This is a genomic window from Enterobacter cloacae (assembly GCF_013375935.1).
Lineage (GTDB): Bacteria > Pseudomonadota > Gammaproteobacteria > Enterobacterales > Enterobacteriaceae > Enterobacter > Enterobacter pasteurii.
Genome location: NZ_CP056117.1, coordinates 3,139,885 through 3,157,788, shown reverse-complemented (window position 1 = coordinate 3,157,788; position 17,904 = coordinate 3,139,885). Strand labels below are relative to the sequence as shown.

At 58.3% G+C, this 17,904-nt stretch carries 19 protein-coding genes; 7 read left to right on the top strand and 12 right to left on the bottom strand.

The features are described from left to right. Positions 1 to 8 precede the first annotated feature (8 nt). The 4 genes from HWQ14_RS14820 to nasR form a co-directional block, all read right to left on the bottom strand. The gene (locus HWQ14_RS14820) at positions 9 to 797 is read right to left on the bottom strand and encodes an ABC transporter ATP-binding protein (RefSeq protein ID WP_176610129.1); all 789 of its coding nucleotides are present in this window, start codon (positions 795 to 797) and stop codon (positions 9 to 11) included. A 9-nt stretch (positions 798 to 806) separates the two neighbouring features. Further along, positions 807 to 1,685: a nitrate ABC transporter permease gene (ntrB, locus tag HWQ14_RS14815; protein ID WP_148419616.1), complete on the bottom strand. Its 879-nt coding sequence runs from the start codon at positions 1,683 to 1,685 to the stop codon at positions 807 to 809. A 2-nt stretch (positions 1,686 to 1,687) separates the two neighbouring features. Next, on the bottom strand, positions 1,688 to 2,935 hold the full coding sequence (locus HWQ14_RS14810; protein ID WP_176610128.1) for a CmpA/NrtA family ABC transporter substrate-binding protein: 1,248 nt from the start codon (positions 2,933 to 2,935) through the stop codon (positions 1,688 to 1,690). Between the two features lie 226 nt (positions 2,936 to 3,161). Further along, complete coding sequence (gene nasR, locus HWQ14_RS14805) at positions 3,162 to 4,346, bottom strand: nitrate regulatory protein NasR (protein ID WP_176610127.1); 1,185 nt, start codon at positions 4,344 to 4,346, stop codon at positions 3,162 to 3,164. 72 nt (positions 4,347 to 4,418) lie between these two features. Between nasR and HWQ14_RS14800 the strand changes: the two genes are divergently transcribed. From HWQ14_RS14800 to HWQ14_RS14790, 3 genes are all read left to right on the top strand, one after another. Further along, positions 4,419 to 4,772, top strand: a complete 354-nt coding sequence (locus HWQ14_RS14800; RefSeq protein WP_148419613.1) for a DsrE/DsrF/TusD sulfur relay family protein — start codon at positions 4,419 to 4,421, stop codon at positions 4,770 to 4,772. Between the two features lie 106 nt (positions 4,773 to 4,878). Then, positions 4,879 to 6,663, top strand: coding sequence for a methyl-accepting chemotaxis protein (locus tag HWQ14_RS14795; protein ID WP_176610126.1), 1,785 nt, complete (start codon positions 4,879 to 4,881; stop codon positions 6,661 to 6,663). 194 nt (positions 6,664 to 6,857) lie between these two features. Then, a complete protein-coding gene (locus HWQ14_RS14790) occupies positions 6,858 to 7,097 on the top strand; it encodes a DUF1883 domain-containing protein (protein WP_148419611.1) in 240 nt (79 codons plus the stop codon). Positions 7,098 to 7,127: 30 nt separating this feature from the next. On the opposite strand, the gene HWQ14_RS14785 is transcribed toward HWQ14_RS14790, so the two are convergent. Next, on the bottom strand, positions 7,128 to 7,823 hold the full coding sequence (locus tag HWQ14_RS14785; RefSeq protein ID WP_176611204.1) for a gamma-glutamylcyclotransferase: 696 nt from the start codon (positions 7,821 to 7,823) through the stop codon (positions 7,128 to 7,130). A gap of 177 nt (positions 7,824 to 8,000) precedes the next feature. Further along, the gene (gene chaB / locus HWQ14_RS14780; RefSeq protein WP_003856674.1) at positions 8,001 to 8,231 is read right to left on the bottom strand and encodes a putative cation transport regulator ChaB; all 231 of its coding nucleotides are present in this window, start codon (positions 8,229 to 8,231) and stop codon (positions 8,001 to 8,003) included. A 269-nt stretch (positions 8,232 to 8,500) separates the two neighbouring features. Between chaB and chaA the strand changes: the two genes are divergently transcribed. Beyond that, positions 8,501 to 9,601, top strand: coding sequence for a sodium-potassium/proton antiporter ChaA (gene chaA / locus HWQ14_RS14775; protein ID WP_176610125.1), 1,101 nt, complete (start codon positions 8,501 to 8,503; stop codon positions 9,599 to 9,601). An 88-nt stretch (positions 9,602 to 9,689) separates the two neighbouring features. On the opposite strand, the gene kdsA is transcribed toward chaA, so the two are convergent. From kdsA to hemA, 6 genes are read right to left on the bottom strand one after another with little or no spacing between them, the layout of a single operon-like run. After that, positions 9,690 to 10,544, bottom strand: a complete 855-nt coding sequence (gene kdsA / locus HWQ14_RS14770) for a 3-deoxy-8-phosphooctulonate synthase (RefSeq protein ID WP_047054870.1) — start codon at positions 10,542 to 10,544, stop codon at positions 9,690 to 9,692. 36 nt (positions 10,545 to 10,580) lie between these two features. Then, positions 10,581 to 11,390, bottom strand: coding sequence for an invasion regulator SirB1 (gene sirB1 / locus HWQ14_RS14765; RefSeq protein ID WP_148419609.1), 810 nt, complete (start codon positions 11,388 to 11,390; stop codon positions 10,581 to 10,583). Positions 11,391 to 11,393: 3 nt separating this feature from the next. Then, the gene (gene sirB2 / locus HWQ14_RS14760; RefSeq protein ID WP_176610124.1) at positions 11,394 to 11,786 is read right to left on the bottom strand and encodes an invasion regulator SirB2; all 393 of its coding nucleotides are present in this window, start codon (positions 11,784 to 11,786) and stop codon (positions 11,394 to 11,396) included. Continuing rightward, entirely contained in the window at positions 11,783 to 12,613 is an 831-nt protein-coding gene (gene prmC / locus HWQ14_RS14755; protein WP_176610123.1) for a peptide chain release factor N(5)-glutamine methyltransferase, read from the bottom strand. Before prmC ends, sirB2 begins: the two co-directional genes overlap by 4 nt. Beyond that, positions 12,613 to 13,695 (bottom strand): peptide chain release factor 1, encoded by a 1,083-nt coding sequence (gene prfA / locus HWQ14_RS14750; protein ID WP_148419606.1) that lies wholly within the window; start codon positions 13,693 to 13,695, stop codon positions 12,613 to 12,615. The genes prmC and prfA overlap by 1 nt, the downstream gene beginning before the upstream one ends. 41 nt (positions 13,696 to 13,736) lie before the next feature. Continuing rightward, positions 13,737 to 14,993: a glutamyl-tRNA reductase gene (gene hemA / locus HWQ14_RS14745; protein ID WP_148419605.1), complete on the bottom strand. Its 1,257-nt coding sequence runs from the start codon at positions 14,991 to 14,993 to the stop codon at positions 13,737 to 13,739. 202 nt (positions 14,994 to 15,195) lie between these two features. Between hemA and lolB the strand changes: the two genes are divergently transcribed. The 3 genes from lolB to prs all read left to right on the top strand — a co-directional run bounded on the left by lolB (position 15,196) and on the right by prs (position 17,746). Further along, complete coding sequence (lolB, locus tag HWQ14_RS14740) at positions 15,196 to 15,807, top strand: lipoprotein insertase outer membrane protein LolB (protein ID WP_148419604.1); 612 nt, start codon at positions 15,196 to 15,198, stop codon at positions 15,805 to 15,807. Further along, on the top strand, positions 15,804 to 16,673 hold the full coding sequence (gene ispE / locus HWQ14_RS14735) for a 4-(cytidine 5'-diphospho)-2-C-methyl-D-erythritol kinase (RefSeq protein WP_176610122.1): 870 nt from the start codon (positions 15,804 to 15,806) through the stop codon (positions 16,671 to 16,673). The genes lolB and ispE overlap by 4 nt, the downstream gene beginning before the upstream one ends. Before the next feature lie 125 nt (positions 16,674 to 16,798). Next, the gene (gene prs, locus HWQ14_RS14730; protein WP_003856663.1) at positions 16,799 to 17,746 is read left to right on the top strand and encodes a ribose-phosphate diphosphokinase; all 948 of its coding nucleotides are present in this window, start codon (positions 16,799 to 16,801) and stop codon (positions 17,744 to 17,746) included. Positions 17,747 to 17,904: the final 158 nt, after the last annotated feature.

Sequence of the window (17,904 nt, the reverse complement as noted above, 5' to 3'; positions counted from 1 at the left end):
GCCCCTCGCTACGCCGCTTTCGGCTGTTTTTCATAGAGGAAATGGAGGATCTGCTGGCGGATGTGGTGATAGCAACCGTCGTCCGCCAGCTGCACCCGGTTGCGCGGGCGCGGAAGATCGACGCGCAGGATCTCGCCCACGGTGGCCGCCGGGCCGTTGGTCATCATCAGCACGCGATCGGAGAGCAGCACCGCCTCGTCGACGTCGTGGGTAATGAGCACGATGGTGGTATTCAGCGCCTGCTGGATCTGCATCACCGAGTCCTGAAGGTGCGCGCGCGTCAGCGCGTCCAGCGCCCCGAACGGCTCATCCATCAGCAGCACCTTCGGCTTCATCGCCAGCGCGCGGGCAATACCGACGCGCTGCTTCATGCCGCCGGAGATCTCCTCCGGACGCTTATGCAGCGCGTGGCCCATCTGCACGCGGTCGAGGTTGTGTTCAATCCACTCCTTACGCTCGGCTTTGCTCATGGCGTGGCGAAACACCCTGTCCACCGCCAGCGCCACGTTGTCGAAGCAGGTTAGCCAGGGCAGCAGCGAATGGTTCTGAAACACCACCGCCCGCTCGGGTCCCGGCCCGGCGATTTCGCGGTTGTCGCAGATCAGCCCGCCTTCCGTCGGCAGCGTAATGCCGGCGATAAGGTTTAACAGCGTCGACTTGCCGCAGCCGGAGTGGCCAATCAGGCTGACGGTTTCGCCCTCGTGAATATCAAAAGAGACGTTCTGCAGCGCCAGGAACTCGCCGCTGGCGGTGGAAAAGCGCTGGCTCACGGCCTGGACCTGAATTAACGGTTTCATCTTCGCTCCTTATTTTTCCTGCCAGCTAAAGCGACGGGCGATCAGCATCAGCCCCTGCTCCAGCAGCAACCCGACCACGCCAATGATGACGATAGCGATGAGAATGTTTTCGACGTTGAGGTTGTTCCACTCGTTCCAGATCCAGAAGCCGATGCCCAGGCCTCCGGTGAGCATCTCGGCGGCGACAATCACCAGCCAGGCAATGCCGATGGAGAGGCGTACCCCGGTCAGCACCGCAGGCAGCACCGCCGGGAAGAGAATGCGGCGCATGATGTCCCATTCAGAGAGCTGCAGCACCCGGGCGACGTTGAGGTAGTCCTGGGGGATACGGCGCACCCCTTCGGCGGTGTTGATGACCATCGGCCAGATGGAGCAGATAAAAATGGTCCAGCTGGACGCCGGCTCCGCTTTCTGGAACAGCAGCAGGCCGATGGGCAGCCAGGCCAGCGGGCTGACCGGACGCAGGAGCGCGATCAGCGGGTTAAACATGCGTGAGAAAAAGGTGAAGCGGCCAATCAAAAAGCCCAGCGGAATGCCAGCCAGCGCGGCCAGCCCGAAGCCGATGGCGACGCGCTGCAGTGACGCAAGCACGTTCCAGCCGATGCCCATATCGTTTGGCCCGTCGCGGTAGAACGGGTCGGCGAACAGGGTGATGGCCGAATCCAGGGTGCTGAGCGGCGTCGGGAAGCCTTTGCTGTTGATCGCCGCCAGCTGCCAGAGCACCACCAGCAGCCCGAGACCGAGCAGCGCCGGAATAACGCGCTGTAAAACATCGTTCATCCGACGCGTAAACGCCGGCGCGCGGCGGCGTACCCGTCGCGGAGGCAGGACAATCACCTCCCCGCTCTCCGGCGTCTCTTGTGGTTTCGTACTTTGCAAATGCTGCATAATCAGGCCCCTTTACGGTGAATGGCGAAGCGGTTGGCGTACCCTTCCGGATCGGTGCCGTTCCAGACGGTGCCGTCCATCAGGGTGCTGCTGCGATAGGGTGATGACGGGGTGGACATGCCGCCGACGGCGGTCGCCGCATCCTGCCAGACCGCCGTCTGGTTGATGCGCCGTGCGATGCCCGCGTAGTCCGGCGCGGCGTGGAGCAAGCCCCAGCGGCGGAACTGGGTTAAAAACCACATGCCGTCGGAGAGATACGGGTAGCTCACCGCACCCTCGTTGAAGAAGCGGATCGGGTGTGCGTCCTGCCAGCGCTGCCCCAGGCCGTTGTCGTATTCGCCCAGCATTCGCCCGGTGAGGTACTGCTCCTTGCAGTTCAGCCACGCGCGGCGGGAGAGGATCCGCGCGGTTTCGCGTTTGTTTTCCGGTGAGGCCTCGATCCAGCGCGCGGCTTCCATCACCGCGCACACCAGCGCCCGCGCGGTGTGCGGGTTTCTATCTACCCAGCCGCGGCGCGTGCCGAGGATTTTTTCCGGGTGATCGGCCCAGATGGACTGCGATGTGGCGGCGGTAAACCCGATGCGGTCGTTAATCGCCCGCGCGTTCCACGGCTCGCCGACGCAAAAGCCGACCATGTTGCCGATGCGCATGTTCATCACCATCTGCGGCGGCGGCACCACCACCGTGCGCACGTCGTCGAACGGATTGATGCCCGCGCTGGCCAGCCAGTAGTAGAGCCACATGGCGTGCGTGCCCGTCGGGAAGGTATGCGCGAAGGTATACGTCCCAGGAGCCTGCTGGCCAACCAGCGTCTTCAACCCGTCGAGATCGCGAACGCCCTTCTCCGCCAGATCGCCCGAGAGCGTAATGGCCTGACCGTTCTGGTTGAGGGTCATCAGGTTCGCCATCTGCTGCGGCTTGCCGGCGATGCCCAGTTCAAGCCCGTACAGCAGGCCGTAAAGAACGTGCGCCGCGTCCAGCTCGCCCGCCACCAGCTTGTCGCGCACCGCTGCCCAGCTCGCCTCTTTGGTGGGGACAATGGTGATGCCATATTTTTTATCGAACCCCTTCAGGGCCGCGATAACCACCGGCGCGCAGTCGGTGAGCGGGATAAACCCGATGCGTACCGCCTCCTGTTCGGGCTTATCCGACCCCGCCGCCCACGCGGCCTGCATGACGCCCGGTAACAGCATTGCGCCACTTGCCAGCATGCTGGCCTGCAAAAACCGCCGTCTCGACAATTCCGCCATAACCGCTCCTGAAAAAAAGCCAAAAAAAAGCGCCGCCGTGCCGAAGCACCGCTGGACGCCTTTATCCCGAAGACGCATGCACCGCCGTTGGCGCATCGTCGAAAATGGTTAATCTGTTAATGCAAAGGTAATGCCAGCTTTTAACACCCTGTTTTACTGGCTTTACCCCCGACAGCCGCGATTTCACGCACCGCTATCAGGCAGAAAATGCCCGCCGATTGTGCAGCTACTCCTTAGGGGTTAGCGGCCAGAGGTTCCTGACGGTGAGCAGCGCACGGGCGATATCAACCATGCGCTGATTTTTATCCATCGCCATTTTGCGCAGGGCCGTCCACGCCTGCTCCTCGCTCATGTTCTGGTGGGTAATCAGTATGCTTTTGGCCTTATCGATGAGCTTACGCTCCTCCAGCGTGTCCCGCAGGGAGGCCAGCTGGCGGGATAACTGTTCTATCTCGCGCGCCTGCTGGCGCACCAGCGTCAGCAGGGGTTTATCCGGGTAAGGCGCAATCGGGTCGTCGCGTTCATCGCCTCCCATCGCGGCCGCACCGGAGGCCTGAATTGCCTCATCCACCGCCACCATCAGGTCGGCAATCACGATCTCCTCAAGCGTGCGCAGATGCTCAAGCCGCGACGTTTGCAGTGAAAACCAGTTCAGCGCGGTATTGCCGTTGTCAGCGGAGGGCTGCCGCGTGCAGGCGACGCGCCGGAGCTGCTCCGTCTCACGGTCGGGCTGGCAGTGACGGGCGAACGTGTTCTGCACGTCCGCGTGGCTATGGGATAAAAAGATCTCAAAACAGGCCTGCTGTCCGTCAATGCGGTCAACCAGCTTCTGACGGGTGTCTTCATTGAAAAAACCCTGCGTAAAGCCAATGGCCCCAAGCGCGCGCTCTTGCCCCACCAGCTCTTTGCCCTGCATCAGGCTATAGAGGGCAACAAAACGGCCCGCGATTTGCGGATCGTCAATGCTGTCATTCAGCTGCGGTACGATACTGAGCAGCTGACGGAGCATCCGGCTGTAGCGATCCATGGCCTGGGGAGCCGTGACGATTTGCGCATCTATCCCGTTACGCAGGAGTGGAAGCGTATCCAGGCTGAGCAACGCGCAGGCGATGCGCTCGCAGACGCCGCTCCCCGTGACCGGGAAGTGCGCGCTGAGCTCGGCATGCAGCGCGGTGAGATTTTCATCCACCAGCCCGCGACTGGCTTTGCATTCGGGGACATACAGCTTACCCTGAGAGCAGAGCCAGACGTTGGATGCCCCGCGCTCGCACTGGAGCATATGTGCCAGACGGCTGATGCCATTCACCAGCACGCCAAGCGCGGCCAGCCTGCCGAGCTGCTCCCGGCGCAGCAACGTCGCGCGCTGGAACCACTCGGCTGCCGCAGGTGAACTGCCCGCCATTAATGTCATGCTTACTCTCCCGGATAGCGAATCTCCGGGGTATTAAGCAATTTTCGTGCCTTTTAAAGAACAGGAGTTAACATGCAGAAGATTGTGATCGTCGCCAACGGAGCGGCCTACGGCAGCGAATCCCTTTTTAACAGCCTGCGTCTGGCGATAGCGCTGCGCGAGAAAGAGAGCGCACTTGAGCTGCGTCTTTTTTTGATGTCGGACGCCGTCACGGCCGGACTGAAGGGGCAGAAACCCGCCGAGGGGTACAACATCCAGCAGATGCTGGAGATCCTGACCGCGCAGGACGTGCCGGTCAAACTGTGTAAAACCTGCACCGACGGACGCGGCATCACCGGGCTGCCTTTGATTGAGGGCGTCGAGATCGGCACGCTGGTGGAGCTGGCCGAATGGACGCTGAACGCGGATAAAGTATTAACTTTTTAATAATTTCGCCGTAAAAATAGTATTTTCTTATGGACGCGGTTTCAGCATCAAGTTTACCTGCGAGCCTGCCGATGGAGATGGAAACAACACAGCAGGTATTACACTTATGTTCAGATCCATTCGCGCCCGCATCATTGCCGCGACGACAGGCTGTCTTGTCGTCGCCCTTCTTCTTAATACCGTTATCAACTTTCAGGTTACGCGCCACGATAACCAGCAGTCACAGCGCGATATTCTGAGCAGCACCAGCGCCAGCCACACGATGGCGATTGCCGACTGGGTGAAGGGCAAAATGGCCGTCATCGCCTCGGCGCAAAGCGTGGCGTTAAGTGATGATCCGGTGCCCGTATTTAAGCAGCTCGCGCAGGCGGGCGGGTTTACCAACGTGTATGTCGGGTACGCCAGCAAAACGGCCAAATTCTCCGACCCGGCCGGCGTACCTGCCGATTACGATCCAACCATTCGCCCCTGGTACCAGCAGGTCGTCAGCGCGGATGGCCCGGTGGTGACTGCCCCCTACGTGGACGCGGGTACCGGAAAACTGGTGGTCACCTTCGCGATACCGGTAAAGGAGAACGGCGCGCTGAAGGCGGTTGTGGCGGGCGATGTGGCCCTGGACAGCGTGGTGGCTAACGTGCGCGGCATTCACCCGACCCCGGCCAGCAGCGGATTGCTTCTGGGCAGCGACGGCACCGTGATTGCCGCCAACGACCCGGCCCTGACGCTGAAGCCGTTGAATGAGGTCCTCAAAGGGATCGATTTTGCGGCCCTGAAAAGCGGTAACCTGGTTGACGGGACGTTTGACGGTAGCGATAAAACGTTCGTCGCGACCGCCGTACCGGGCACCCGCTGGCTGCTTGTTGTCGCGCTCGATAACGCGGATGCCACCTCCGGAATGCGCTCCCTGCTTAAAGCCTCAGCGCTGTCGCTGGCGATCCTCGCCCTGCTGAGCGGCGCCATCGTGCATGTCCTGATCGCCCGCCTGCTCAAACGACTGTCTGATATCCGCGATGCGATGAACAACATCGCCAACGGTACTAACGATCTGTCACAGCGCCTGCCGGATAAGGGAGACGACGAGGTGGCGCAAATCGCTCAGGCCTTTAACGCCTTCAGCGATAAGCTCTCCGTGGTGATGGTCCAGCTGCGTGAGGCCAGCGCCTCGGTGAAAAACGCCGCGCGGGAGATTGCGGCGGGCAATCAGGATCTTTCCGGACGAACCGAGCAGGCCGCCTCCAGCCTGCGGGAAACGGCCAGCGCCGTAGAGGAGATTACCGCCTCCGTCACGCAGTCAAACGAGTCGGCAGCAGAGGCGAACGAGCAGGCGAGCAAGGCCTCGGCCGCGGCGGCGCGCGGGGGCGACGTCGTCGCTCAGGCCATCAGCACCATGCAGTCCATCGAGGTCGCTTCCGCAAAAATCGGTGATATCACCAGCGTCATTGACGGCATTGCCTTCCAGACCAATATCCTGGCGCTGAACGCCTCGGTGGAAGCCGCACGTGCCGGAGAGCAAGGCCGCGGGTTCGCGGTCGTCGCGGGCGAAGTGCGTAATCTGGCCAGCCGCAGCGCTCAGGCGGCGAAAGAGATCAAATCCCTCATCGACTCTACCACCGAAAGCGTCGCGACCGGCCCCCGATACGTGCACCTTGCGGGAGACAGCATGGATGAGATCCGCTCCAGCGTCGGGAGCGTGTCGGGCATCATGCGCGAAATATCGATTGCCACCCGCGAGCAGATGAAAGGGATCCACGAGATTAACCACGCGGTTAGCCATCTGGATCGGATGGTGCAGCAGAACGCCGAACTCGTTGTGCAGTCTGCCGCTGCGGCCAGCGCGCTGCAAAGCCAGGCGGGCGACCTTGCTGAGACCGCCGGACATTTCCGCATATAATTTTCTCCAGGCGCGCGCAGGACAGGGAAAACGCGCGCCGGCTGAATGGTTTCAGGGATTTTGTCATTTTTGTTTAATCGTTACGCCCTTTTTTGATCAAAATCAGCATCCCGCCCCTCCCCCTTTGGTGTTATGCAGTGAGTAAATTGTGAACAACATCACGCTCGGGATGGGCAAAAAAACGGGGTAATAAAATGGCACTGGTTAAAACAAGCTTGAAGCTGTTTGGCGGGGATACGGTAGTGGTTCGTTGCTCAGAGCGTTGCCGCATCCACCTGATGAGTTCGAAAGCGCACGCGCAGTCTGGGGCGGATATCCTCACCGTGCAGGATGATAAGGCATGGCTGACGGTGCCCTATACCGGCACCTGGGATGTTCTGATCGACAGCCACAGCCAGTCGCTCGAGCACTCCGTGAGCTACGTGGCGGCATAATGCAAAACGCCCGGTTAACCGGGCGTTAATTCATGCAAAACCTGGCCTCAGCGTCGCGCCGGGCGGGTTGCCTTCCAGCAGCGCTTTCACCTTCACCACCAGCTCGTTCAGACAGTCGTCCTTCATGCCGAGCCGCGTCAGCTCCTGATCGAGCGAGAACAGGTACTGCGCGTTGGTGCCCAGCGGTCCGCTGGCGGCGGCAATCAGCGGAGCAATCACCTGGGTTCGGGTATCGGCTTCATACAGCGGATGGCGCGGATCCATAATGAACACCAGCGCGCTTACGCTGCGCCCGTCGTCCAGCTCCAGCCTGCACCAGCTGGGCATATAGCAGCCGGTAATCATTTCGCGCTTCCACAGCAGCGTCAGCTCCTCTTCCAGCGTGGCGTCCGGAAGACGGTATGCTACGCCCGTGGTGCGCCCGCCCTCTTTTAGTGCAAGCATGCGGCCCGGCCGGCAGGCGCTGCCGCGCCCGGCGGTGAGGCGCAGGCAGAATGCGCGGTGCCAGCCGGGCAGCGTTCCGGTTGCCGATTCGACGTACTCGAGCGCCGGGTTCCACATCAGCGAGCCGTAACCAAAAATCCACACCGGGCCATCATCCGGGCGGCAGGCAAGCGTTGCCGCAAGCGACGCCGCACGCTGTTCAGCCGACCAGAGAAGCGATTCCTCAATAGCGCCAAATGCCGTCTTACAATCTGCCTTCATCAGGAAATCACGCGTTAACACATTCCACCTCCGCCACTGCATGCTTCCCTGCGACATCTGTAATTCGCCTTCCCGGCCTTGTATGCTGTTCATTTTAACAGCAGGTGAGCAACGATAAGCAATTCGCGGGCCAGATGCAACACAGCGGTAGCTCAACCGCCTGAAATGTCAAAATGAAGGTGGCGTATTATTCAGCGGCTATTTCTTTTTATGCCATTTGTCATCGTCCCCTTTCTCGTAGTCATTTTTTACGGCGGCCCAGGCGACCTTGTGCGCCGTCTCTTCACGGCTGGCATCGTCCCGGCGATCTTCTTTATCTTTGTACTGATCCCAGGCGCTGTTAAACGCTTCTTTGTAGATATCCTGCGCGTGAGCAGGCAACACGTTTTGCACGTTATCAGGTAATTCGCTTTTCGATTTGTATGGCATCGTTAACCTCTCTTTTGGCTAAAGAGATAAGTGTGGACGACGATACGTCAGGGTGCCACCCGGCGATGAAAAATGAACATCGTTGAATCATAGTTTATTGTTATTTAATGACTATTTATCACAGATAGAACATTATAAGCTTCAACCATAAAAATCTTCATAAAGGGTAAAATTAAGTAAAAATTAAAGGGTAGTTAACCAATTTCTGTTAATTTAATGGCCTCAAAATCTATCTATAATTACAAGCACCTGCACTGATGGAGAAACACATGACAGCAACACACGAGGCGGTAAAAACCCGCCACAAGGAGACGTCTCTCATTTTCCCGGTTCTGGCACTGGCTGTGCTGCTCTTCTGGGGAAGCAGTCAGTCACTGCCAGTGGTTGTGGGGATCAATATTCTGGCTCTCGTGGGAATTCTGACCAGTGCATTTAGCGTGGTGCGCCATGCGGATGTTTTAGCCCACCGTCTTGGGGAGCCGTACGGCTCATTAATTTTAAGCCTTTCGGTTGTTATTCTTGAAGTCAGCCTAATTTCCGCATTAATGGCCACCGGCGACGCCGCGCCAACGCTGATGCGCGATACGCTTTACTCCATCATTATGATTGTGACCGGCGGTCTGGTCGGTTTCTCTCTTTTATTAGGTGGCCGTAAATTTGCCACCCAGTACATGAATCTGTTTGGCATTAAGCAGTATCTGATCGCCCTGTTCCCGCTGGCGATTATCGTGCTTGTCTTCCCGATGGCGCTGCCGGGCGCAAACTTCACGACCGGCCAGGCGCTGCTGGTGGCGCTGATTTCCGCGGCAATGTACGGCGTGTTCCTGCTGATTCAGACCAAAACGCACCAGAGCCTGTTTGTCTACGAGCATGAGGACGATGGCGATGACGATGACCCGCATCACGGTAAGCCTTCGGCCCACAGCAGCGCGTGGCACACGGTTTGGCTGATCGTGCATCTGATTGCCGTTATTGCGGTTACCAAGATGAATGCGAATCCGCTTGAGGCGCTGTTAACTGAACTGAATGCGCCTGTTGCCTTTACCGGTTTCCTGGTCGCGCTGCTGATCCTGTCTCCGGAAGGCCTGGGTGCGCTGAAGGCGGTGCTCAATAATCAGGTGCAGCGTGCGATGAATTTGTTCTTCGGCTCCGTGCTGGCGACCATCTCCCTCACCGTTCCGGTGGTGACGCTGATTGCCTTTATGACCGGGAATGAATTGCAGTTTGCGCTGGGCGCGCCGGAGATGATTGTGATGATGGCGTCGCTGCTGCTGTGCCAGATCTCCTTCTCAACCGGGCGCACCAACGTGCTGAACGGCGCGGCGCATATGGCGCTGTTTATTGCGTATCTGATGACGATCTTTGCATAGTTTTATCTGGTGCGAGCTGATGCCCTCACCCCAACCCTCTCCCACGGGGAGAGGGAGAACAAAAAACCCGCCGAAGCGGGTTTTTTTATTAGTTGCTGGTATCCAGCTCGTCGAAGCTCTTCACCAGATCGTCAATTGCCTTGATCTGCTTCAGGAACGGCTCCAGCTTGTCCAGCGGCAGCGCGGATGGACCGTCGCATTTCGCGTTAGCCGGATCCGGGTGCGCTTCAATGAACAGGCCCGCCAGGCCCGTTGCCATCCCGGCACGCGCCAGCTCGGTAACCTGAGCGCGACGGCCGCCAGACGCTGCGCCAAACGGATCGCGGCACTGGAGGGAGTGCGTAACGTCAAAAATCACCGGAGACTGGTTAGAGACGTTCTTCATCACGCTGAAGCCCAGCATATCCACAACCAGGTTGTCATAACCGAAGTTTGAACCACGGTCGCACAGGATCACCTGGTCATTACCGCCTTCGATAAACTTATCGACGATGTTACCCATCTGGCCAGGGCTCACGAACTGCGGTTTTTTCACGTTAATCACGGCACCGGTTTTCGCCATGGCTTCAACCAGATCGGTCTGGCGAGCCAGGAACGCCGGAAGCTGGATCACGTCTACTACGTCAGCCACAGGCTGCGCCTGAGACACTTCGTGCACGTCGGTGATCACCTTCACGCCAAACGTCTGTTTCAGCTCCTGGAAAATCTTCATCCCCTCTTCGAGGCCCGGGCCACGGTAGGAGTGAATGGAGGAGCGGTTGGCTTTGTCAAAAGAGGCTTTAAACACGTACGGGATGCCCAGCTTTTGGGTCACGGTCACGTAGTGTTCGCAGATGCGCATAGCGAGATCGCGGGACTCCAGCACGTTCATACCGCCAAACAGCACGAACGGCAGGTCGTTTGCCACGTTGATATCACCAATGCTAACCACTTTTTGTTTCATAGGATCGCCTTATTCAGGTGTGAATCGGAATTAAATTTAATGCAGTGTAATGTGTTTATGCGCGATCGCGTTGATCTGCGCGCGAATCATTTCGCTAATCGGATCTTCCGGACATTGCTCGACGAAATAATTCAAATCGTTCAGCGCCACGTGCTCGCAGTCGAGCTGCGCGTAAATCAGGCCGCGGTCGCGGATTTCGTACGGATCTTCCGGATTAAACTGCAGCAGCACTTCGCTTGCGCGCAGCGCCAGCTCCATCTGTCGCTCTTCCATCAGCGCAGACTTCAGCGTATCCAGCAGCTTGCGGATAACCTCAGCGTTATCGGCTTCATCAAGATCTTCATTGAACAGTTCGGCTATCGGGCTGATGTTGCCCTTCAGCCAGACGTCAAGCGTGTGTTCATCCAGCGTGTCGCCGTTAAACGGATTGATTAACCACATCTCACCGTCCAGCCACTCCGCGCGCAGGATCATCTGCGTCGGGAAGATGACCGGCACCAGCGGAATATCCAGCCGGTGCGCAACCCACAGTAAAATGGCGCCCAACGCGACGGCGCTGCCCTGACGATTTTTCAACACCTGGTCCAGCCACAGTGCGTCAGACAGGCGGTACACGCCGCGCGTGTCGCAGAAACCCCATTCGCCGTAGAAAAGCTCAATCAGCTTTTCCAGTTGCCAGTCCTGCGGACGTGCCTGACTGATCTCCTCGCGCGCCAGGCTAACCAGATTTTCCAGTTCAGCGTAAACGTACTGTGACGTAAAATCGTCGCGGATCATCTCTGAAATCAGGATCATACCATCGCAAAGCGGCGCTTTATTAAATTCGAAATCGGCTAAGGACCTCATGACTTACCCCAGTAACGGTATTCTTGTGGTGGCGAGTTTAATGATGATGTACAGCACCACCAGACCCAGCAGAAAGGCGATAAAACCCGTCTGCTGGCTGCGCGGACGATGACGCCCAAGCGCGATAAAACCCAAAACGATGTAGATGATAACGCCAAACAGCTTTTCAGTCAGCCATGCGCCTTTATCAGTAAATGGCAGATAGCCGGTCTTCCACATTAAGCCGGCGCCGGAAAGAAACAGCACCGTGTCGATACAGTGCGGAGCGATGCGCACCCAGCGGGCGTTAATCAGCGGATTATTACTGTAGCGCCACCAGTAGCGGACAATGAAAAAGCCGATGGTCAGGGCAACGGCAATCAGGTGAACGGAGATCAGCAGCGTAAACAGGCTCATGACCGCTGCCCCAGCGTAAGACGCTCGTTGCCGCCGTAATCCCGACAGGTTTCCACCATGCGATAGCCGGCACGCGTAAACAGCGCCCGCACCGCCTCCCCCTGCGTCCAGCCATGTTCCACCAGCAGCCAGCCATCGGGAAGCAGATGTTGCCGTGACGTTGTCACAATATGATCGAGATCCGCAAGCCCCTGATTAGCGGCTACCAGCGCCGTCAGCGGTTCAAAGCGTACGTCGCCCTGCGCCAGATGCGGGTCATTTTCGTCAATGTAGGGAGGATTGCTGACAATCATGTCGAACAGGCGGTCTTCAAGGGCGGTAAACCAGCTGCTTTGCAGAACGGAAACATTGCTAAGCCCCAGACGCTCAACGTTGCGCAGCGCGAGAGTGACCGCATCAGGCATCACGTCCACTGCCGTCACGGTGCAGTCCGGCCGCTCGCTGGCAAGCGCCAGCGCAATGGCGCCGGTGCCCGTTCCGAGATCGAGGATCCGGCACGGCTGCGCCGGTAATCGCGCCAGCGCCTGCTCCACCAGACACTCGGTGTCCGGGCGCGGGATCAGCGTGGCCGCTGAGACGTACAGCGGAAGTGACCAGAACTCGCGTTCGCCTACCAGATGCGCCACCGGCTCGCCGGCTTTGCGGCGGGCAAGCAGCGACTCCAGCTGCGAAAGCTGTTCAGCGGTCAGGATGGTTTCACCGAACGCCAGCAGGTACGTCCGGGCTTTGCCCGTGACGTATTCCAGCAGTATTTCGGCGTCGCGCTTCGGGCTTTCACCCGCAGAAAGCGCGCTGGCGGCATGGCGTAGCCAGCGTTGAAAATCCATTAATCCTGCTCGGACAGCGCCGCCAGCTGGTCGGCCTGGTATTCCTGCACGATAGGCTCAATCAGCATATCGAGCTTGCCTTCCATCGCCTCATCCAGACGGTAGAGCGTCAGGTTGATACGGTGGTCGGTCACGCGGCCCTGAGGGAAGTTATAGGTGCGGTTACGATCGCTGCGGTCGCCGCTGCCCAGCAGGTTGCGGCGGGTAGAGGCTTCCGCCTGCTGGCGTTTAGCCATTTCCGCCGCGTGAATGCGCGCACCCAGCACCGACAGCGCCTTGGCTTTGTTTTTGTGCTGGGAACGTTCGTCCTGACACTCCACTACAATGCCGGTTGGCAGGTGGGTAATACGGATGGCGGAATCGGTGGTGTTAACGTGCTGACCACCCGCCCCGGAGGAGCGGAAGGTGTCGATACGCAGGTCCGCCGGGTTGATATCCGGCAGTTCCGCTTCCGGCAGCTCAGGCATCACCGCCACCGTACAGGCAGAGGTGTGGATGCGTCCCTGCGACTCGGTGGCCGGCACGCGCTGCACGCGATGGCCGCCGGATTCAAACTTCAGTCGGCCATAGACGCCGTCACCGCTGATCTTGGCGATCACCTCTTTATAGCCGCCGTGCTCGCCTTCATTGGCGCTCATGATCTCCACGCGCCAGCGGCGGGACTCTGCATAACGGCTGTACATACGGAACAGATCCCCGGCAAACAGCGCGGCTTCGTCGCCGCCGGTACCGGCGCGCACTTCCACGAAGGCGTTACGTTCGTCATCCGGATCTTTCGGCAGCAGAAGCACCTGAAGCTGCTGCTCCATCTCCTCTGAACGCGCTTTGGCATCCTGCAGCTCTTCCTGCGCCATCTCGCGCATTTCAGGATCGTCGAGCATCATCTGCGCGGTTTCGATATCTTCCTGAACCTGTTGCCAGTCGGTAAAGCATTTTGAAACATCACTTAACTGCGCGTATTCACGCGACAGCGCGCGAAAACGTTCCTGGTCGGCAATGGTCCCGGCATCGCCGAGCAGCGCCTGTACTTCTTCATGGCGCTCGTGCAGAGCTTCCAGTTTAGCGACGATAGAAGGCTTCATAGGCGTAAATGCACCTTGTCATAGAAAATGGGTATAGGGCGCTATTCCAGCCCGAGGCTGTTGCGCAGAATAGTCAGGCGTTCATCATCCCCGTCACGGGCAGCCTGCTGAAGAGATTTGGTTGGAGCATGGATCAGTCGGTTGGTCAGCTTCCAGGCCAGATCCTGCATAATTGCCTGCGCGTCGCCGCCCTGTTCAAGCGCCGCGAGCGCTTTGGCCGTCAGGTCATCACGCACCTGCTCCGCCTGACCGCGGTACTCGCGGATGGTCTCGCTGACGCTTTGCGCGCGCAGCCAGGCCATAAATTCGCTGGTTTCCTGCTCAACGATGGTTTCCGCCTGCACCGCCGCCGCTTTACGCTGGGCAAGGTTGTGCGAAATGATGCTTTGCAGATCGTCAACGCTGTAAAGGTAGGCGTTCGCGAGCTTGCCCACTTCCGGTTCAACATCGCGCGGAACGGCGATATCCACCAGCAGCATCGGCTGATTTCGGCGAGACTTCAGCGCACGTTCGACCATCCCTTTGCCGATAATCGGCAGCGGGCTCGCGGTAGAGCTGATAATAATGTCGGCCTCTTTCAGGCGTTCATCGATGTCGCTCAGGGCAATCACCTCAGCGCCCACTTCATCTGCCAGCGCCTGCGCACGCTCGCGGGTACGGTTGGCGATAATCATCTTCTTCACTTTGTGTTCGCGAAGATGGCGCGCCACCAGCTCGATGGTTTCACCAGCCCCCACCAGCAGCACCGTGACGGTCGACAGCGACTCAAAGATTTGACGGGCGAGCGTACAGGCCGCGAAGGCAACCGAAACCGCACTGGCACCAATGTCGGTTTCGGTTCGCACACGCTTGGCCACGGAGAACGACTTCTGGAACATACGCTCCAGTTCGCTGGCTTTCAGATGCCCTTTCTGGGAATCCGCAAAGGCTTTTTTCACCTGGCCGAGGATCTGCGGCTCGCCGAGCACCAGCGAATCCAGACCGCTCGCGACGCGCATAAGATGGCTGACCGCATCGTTATCCTGATGCCAGTACAGGCTGTTGCGCAGCTCTTCCTCGTTGAGGTTGTGGTAATCGCAGAGCCAGCGGATCAGCGCGTCGTGCAGGTTGTCCTGCTCCTCTACGCTCAAGTAAAGCTCGGTACGGTTGCACGTCGACAGCACCACGCCACCCTGCACCATCGGCTGTGCGAGCAGGCTGTCCAGCGCCAGGTCGAGCGTATCCGGCGAAAACGTAACGCGTTCTCGCAGCGAAACCGGGGCCGTTTTGTGGTTAATGCCGAGTGCTAATAGGGTCATGTTGAGCGGGAGTAGTACCAGCGTTAATAAGGTTAGCAGGACGCATCATACAGGATGCGCGAGATCAATAAAAGAGACTGCACCCTTTCGGAGTAATAGGTTATATAGCGCTTTGAGATAATTTGAACGTAGACGATGCCCCCCCTTCAACGCTAGCATTAACACTAATAACTGCAACGTATCTCAAGGATTTGTCATCATTATGACCCGAATGATTCGCCTGCTGCCTCTGGCGGCCCTCGTTCTGACCGCCTGTTCCGTTCATCAGCCGAAAGGCCCGGGCAAAAGCCCTGACTCACCGCAGTGGCGTCAGCACCAGCAGGACGTGCTGAAATTAAGCCAGTACCAGACCCGCGGCGCGTTTGCCTATCTCTCTGACGAGCAAAAGGTTTATGCACGCTTTTTCTGGCAGCAGACGGGCCAGGACAACTATCGCCTGCTGCTGCTGAACCCGCTGGGCAGCACCGAGCTGGAGCTTATCGCGAAACCGGGCGAAGCGCAGATCACCGATAACAAAGGCCAGCACTATACCGCGACCGATGCCGAAGAGATGATTGGCAAGCTAACCGGGATGCCGATCCCGCTCAACAGCCTGCGCCAGTGGATCCTCGGCCTGCCGGGTGATGCAACCGACTATAAGCTTGACGAACAATACCGTCTGAGCCAGGTGAACTACACCCAGAACGGTAAAACCTGGAAAGTGGTTTACAGCGCCTATGACAGCAAGACTCAGCCGTCGCTGCCGTCCAATATGGAGCTGACGCAGGGTAGCCAGCGCATCAAGCTGAAGATGGACAACTGGATCGTTAAATGATGACCCGCTGGCCCTCTCCCGCAAAACTGAACCTGTTTCTCTATATCACCGGGCAGCGCGCTGACGGCTATCACACGCTGCAAACGCTGTTTCAGTTTGTCGATTACGGCGACACGATCTTTATCGAGCCACGTCATGACGGTCAGATTTGCCTGCTGACTCCCGTCGACGGCGTGGAGCATGACGATAACCTCATCGTACGCGCCGCGCGCCTGCTGATGAAAGCAGCGTCGGCGTCCGGTCGTCTGCCCGCGGGAAGCGGGGCGGGTATCCGTATCGAGAAACGCCTGCCGATGGGGGGTGGTCTCGGCGGCGGTTCGTCAAATGCCGCGACCGTGCTGGTGGCCCTTAATCACCTGTGGGGCTGCGATCTTTCCACAGACGAGCTGGCAGCATTAGGGTTGACGCTGGGCGCGGATGTACCGGTGTTTGTGCGCGGCCACGCGGCGTTTGCCGAAGGCGTGGGTGAAATTCTGACGCCGGTCGACCCGCCGGAAAAATGGTATCTGATTGTGCATCCCGGAGTGAGTATTCCTACCCCGGTCATCTTTAAAGATCCTGACCTGAAAAGAAATACCCCGGTACGGTCAATAGAAACGTTATTAAATTGTGAATTCAGCAACGATTGCGAGGATATCGCAAGAAAACGTTTTCGCGAGGTTGATGCGGTGCTTTCCTGGCTGTTAGAATACGCGCCGTCGCGCCTGACCGGTACAGGGGCCTGTGTCTTTGCTGAATTTGACACCGAGTCCGCCGCCCGTCAGGTGCTTGAGCAAGCGCCGGTTTGGCTGCATGGTTTTGTAGCGCGCGGGATGAACACCTCCCCCCTACAGCAGGCCATTCTGGCGCAGACTGAGTTTCGGTGACAACGTCACCCTGTTCCAGACGTTGCATCGCGCTCTTTAATACACCGCCTGGATAGCATTCGCTTAGGCCCCGCAGTTTGCGGCGGACGCTATCCACCACTGGACGCATGCCTGAGGTTCTTCTCGTGCCTGATATGAAGCTTTTTGCTGGTAACGCCACCCCGGAACTAGCACAACGTATTGCCAACCGCCTGTACACTTCCCTCGGCGACGCCGCTGTAGGTCGCTTTAGCGACGGCGAAGTCAGCGTACAAATTAACGAAAATGTACGCGGTGGTGATATTTTCATCATCCAGTCCACCTGTGCTCCAACGAATGACAACCTGATGGAACTGGTTGTTATGGTCGACGCCCTGCGTCGTGCTTCTGCAGGCCGTATCACTGCTGTTATTCCTTACTTTGGTTATGCCCGCCAGGACCGTCGCGTCCGTTCCGCGCGTGTGCCAATCACCGCTAAAGTTGTCGCTGACTTCCTGTCCAGCGTCGGCGTTGACCGCGTACTGACGGTTGACCTGCACGCAGAGCAGATTCAGGGCTTCTTCGACGTTCCGGTTGATAACGTATTCGGCAGCCCAATCCTGCTGGAAGACATGCTTCAACTGAACCTGGACAACCCAATTGTGGTTTCTCCGGATATCGGCGGCGTGGTTCGTGCTCGTGCTATCGCGAAGCTGCTGAACGATACCGACATGGCGATCATCGACAAACGCCGTCCGCGCGCTAACGTTTCCCAGGTGATGCACATCATCGGTGACGTGGCTGGCCGCGACTGCGTGCTGGTTGACGACATGATCGACACCGGCGGTACGCTGTGTAAAGCAGCAGAAGCGCTGAAAGAGCGTGGTGCAAAACGCGTATTCGCTTACGCAACTCACCCGATCTTCTCCGGTAATGCGGTGAATAATCTCCGCAACTCCGTTATCGACGAAGTTGTGGTTTGCGATACCATCCCTCTGAGCGACGAGATCAAGGCACTGCCAAACGTGCGTACCCTGACCCTGTCCGGGATGCTGGCCGAAGCGATTCGTCGTATCAGCAACGAAGAATCCATCTCAGCAATGTTCGAACACTAATCGAACACGGCCAAAAAACCCGCTGCGGCGGGTTTTTTTGTTTCTGTTATGTATTAATGCTCTAAATAATTCGTTTTGCAGGAAGGCGGCAAGTGAATGAATCCCAGGAGCTTACTTAAAGTAAGTGACTGGGGTGAATGAGCGCAGCCAACGCATCT

Bases quoted from the DNA above. Each gene is read 5' to 3' on its own strand.
- nasR (WP_176610127.1), bottom strand. From the start codon at position 4,346: ATGACATTAATGGCGGGCAGTTCACCTGCGGCAGCCGAGTGGTTCCAG.
- prmC (WP_176610123.1), bottom strand. From the start codon at position 12,613: ATGGATTTTCAACGCTGGCTACGCCATGCCGCCAGCGCGCTTTCTGCG.
- chaA (WP_176610125.1), top strand. From the start codon at position 8,501: ATGACAGCAACACACGAGGCGGTAAAAACCCGCCACAAGGAGACGTCT.
- sirB2 (WP_176610124.1), bottom strand. From the start codon at position 11,786: ATGAGCCTGTTTACGCTGCTGATCTCCGTTCACCTGATTGCCGTTGCC.
- hemA (WP_148419605.1), bottom strand. From the start codon at position 14,993: ATGACCCTATTAGCACTCGGCATTAACCACAAAACGGCCCCGGTTTCG.
- HWQ14_RS14810 (WP_176610128.1), bottom strand. From the start codon at position 2,935: ATGGCGGAATTGTCGAGACGGCGGTTTTTGCAGGCCAGCATGCTGGCA.
- HWQ14_RS14800 (WP_148419613.1), top strand. From the start codon at position 4,419: ATGCAGAAGATTGTGATCGTCGCCAACGGAGCGGCCTACGGCAGCGAA.
- prfA (WP_148419606.1), bottom strand. From the start codon at position 13,695: ATGAAGCCTTCTATCGTCGCTAAACTGGAAGCTCTGCACGAGCGCCAT.
- sirB1 (WP_148419609.1), bottom strand. From the start codon at position 11,390: ATGAGGTCCTTAGCCGATTTCGAATTTAATAAAGCGCCGCTTTGCGAT.
- kdsA (WP_047054870.1), bottom strand. From the start codon at position 10,544: ATGAAACAAAAAGTGGTTAGCATTGGTGATATCAACGTGGCAAACGAC.
- ispE (WP_176610122.1), top strand. From the start codon at position 15,804: ATGATGACCCGCTGGCCCTCTCCCGCAAAACTGAACCTGTTTCTCTAT.
- ntrB (WP_148419616.1), bottom strand. From the start codon at position 1,685: ATGCAGCATTTGCAAAGTACGAAACCACAAGAGACGCCGGAGAGCGGG.
- chaB (WP_003856674.1), bottom strand. From the start codon at position 8,231: ATGCCATACAAATCGAAAAGCGAATTACCTGATAACGTGCAAAACGTG.
- lolB (WP_148419604.1), top strand. From the start codon at position 15,196: ATGACCCGAATGATTCGCCTGCTGCCTCTGGCGGCCCTCGTTCTGACC.
- HWQ14_RS14820 (WP_176610129.1), bottom strand. From the start codon at position 797: ATGAAACCGTTAATTCAGGTCCAGGCCGTGAGCCAGCGCTTTTCCACC.
- HWQ14_RS14795 (WP_176610126.1), top strand. From the start codon at position 4,879: ATGTTCAGATCCATTCGCGCCCGCATCATTGCCGCGACGACAGGCTGT.
- HWQ14_RS14790 (WP_148419611.1), top strand. From the start codon at position 6,858: ATGGCACTGGTTAAAACAAGCTTGAAGCTGTTTGGCGGGGATACGGTA.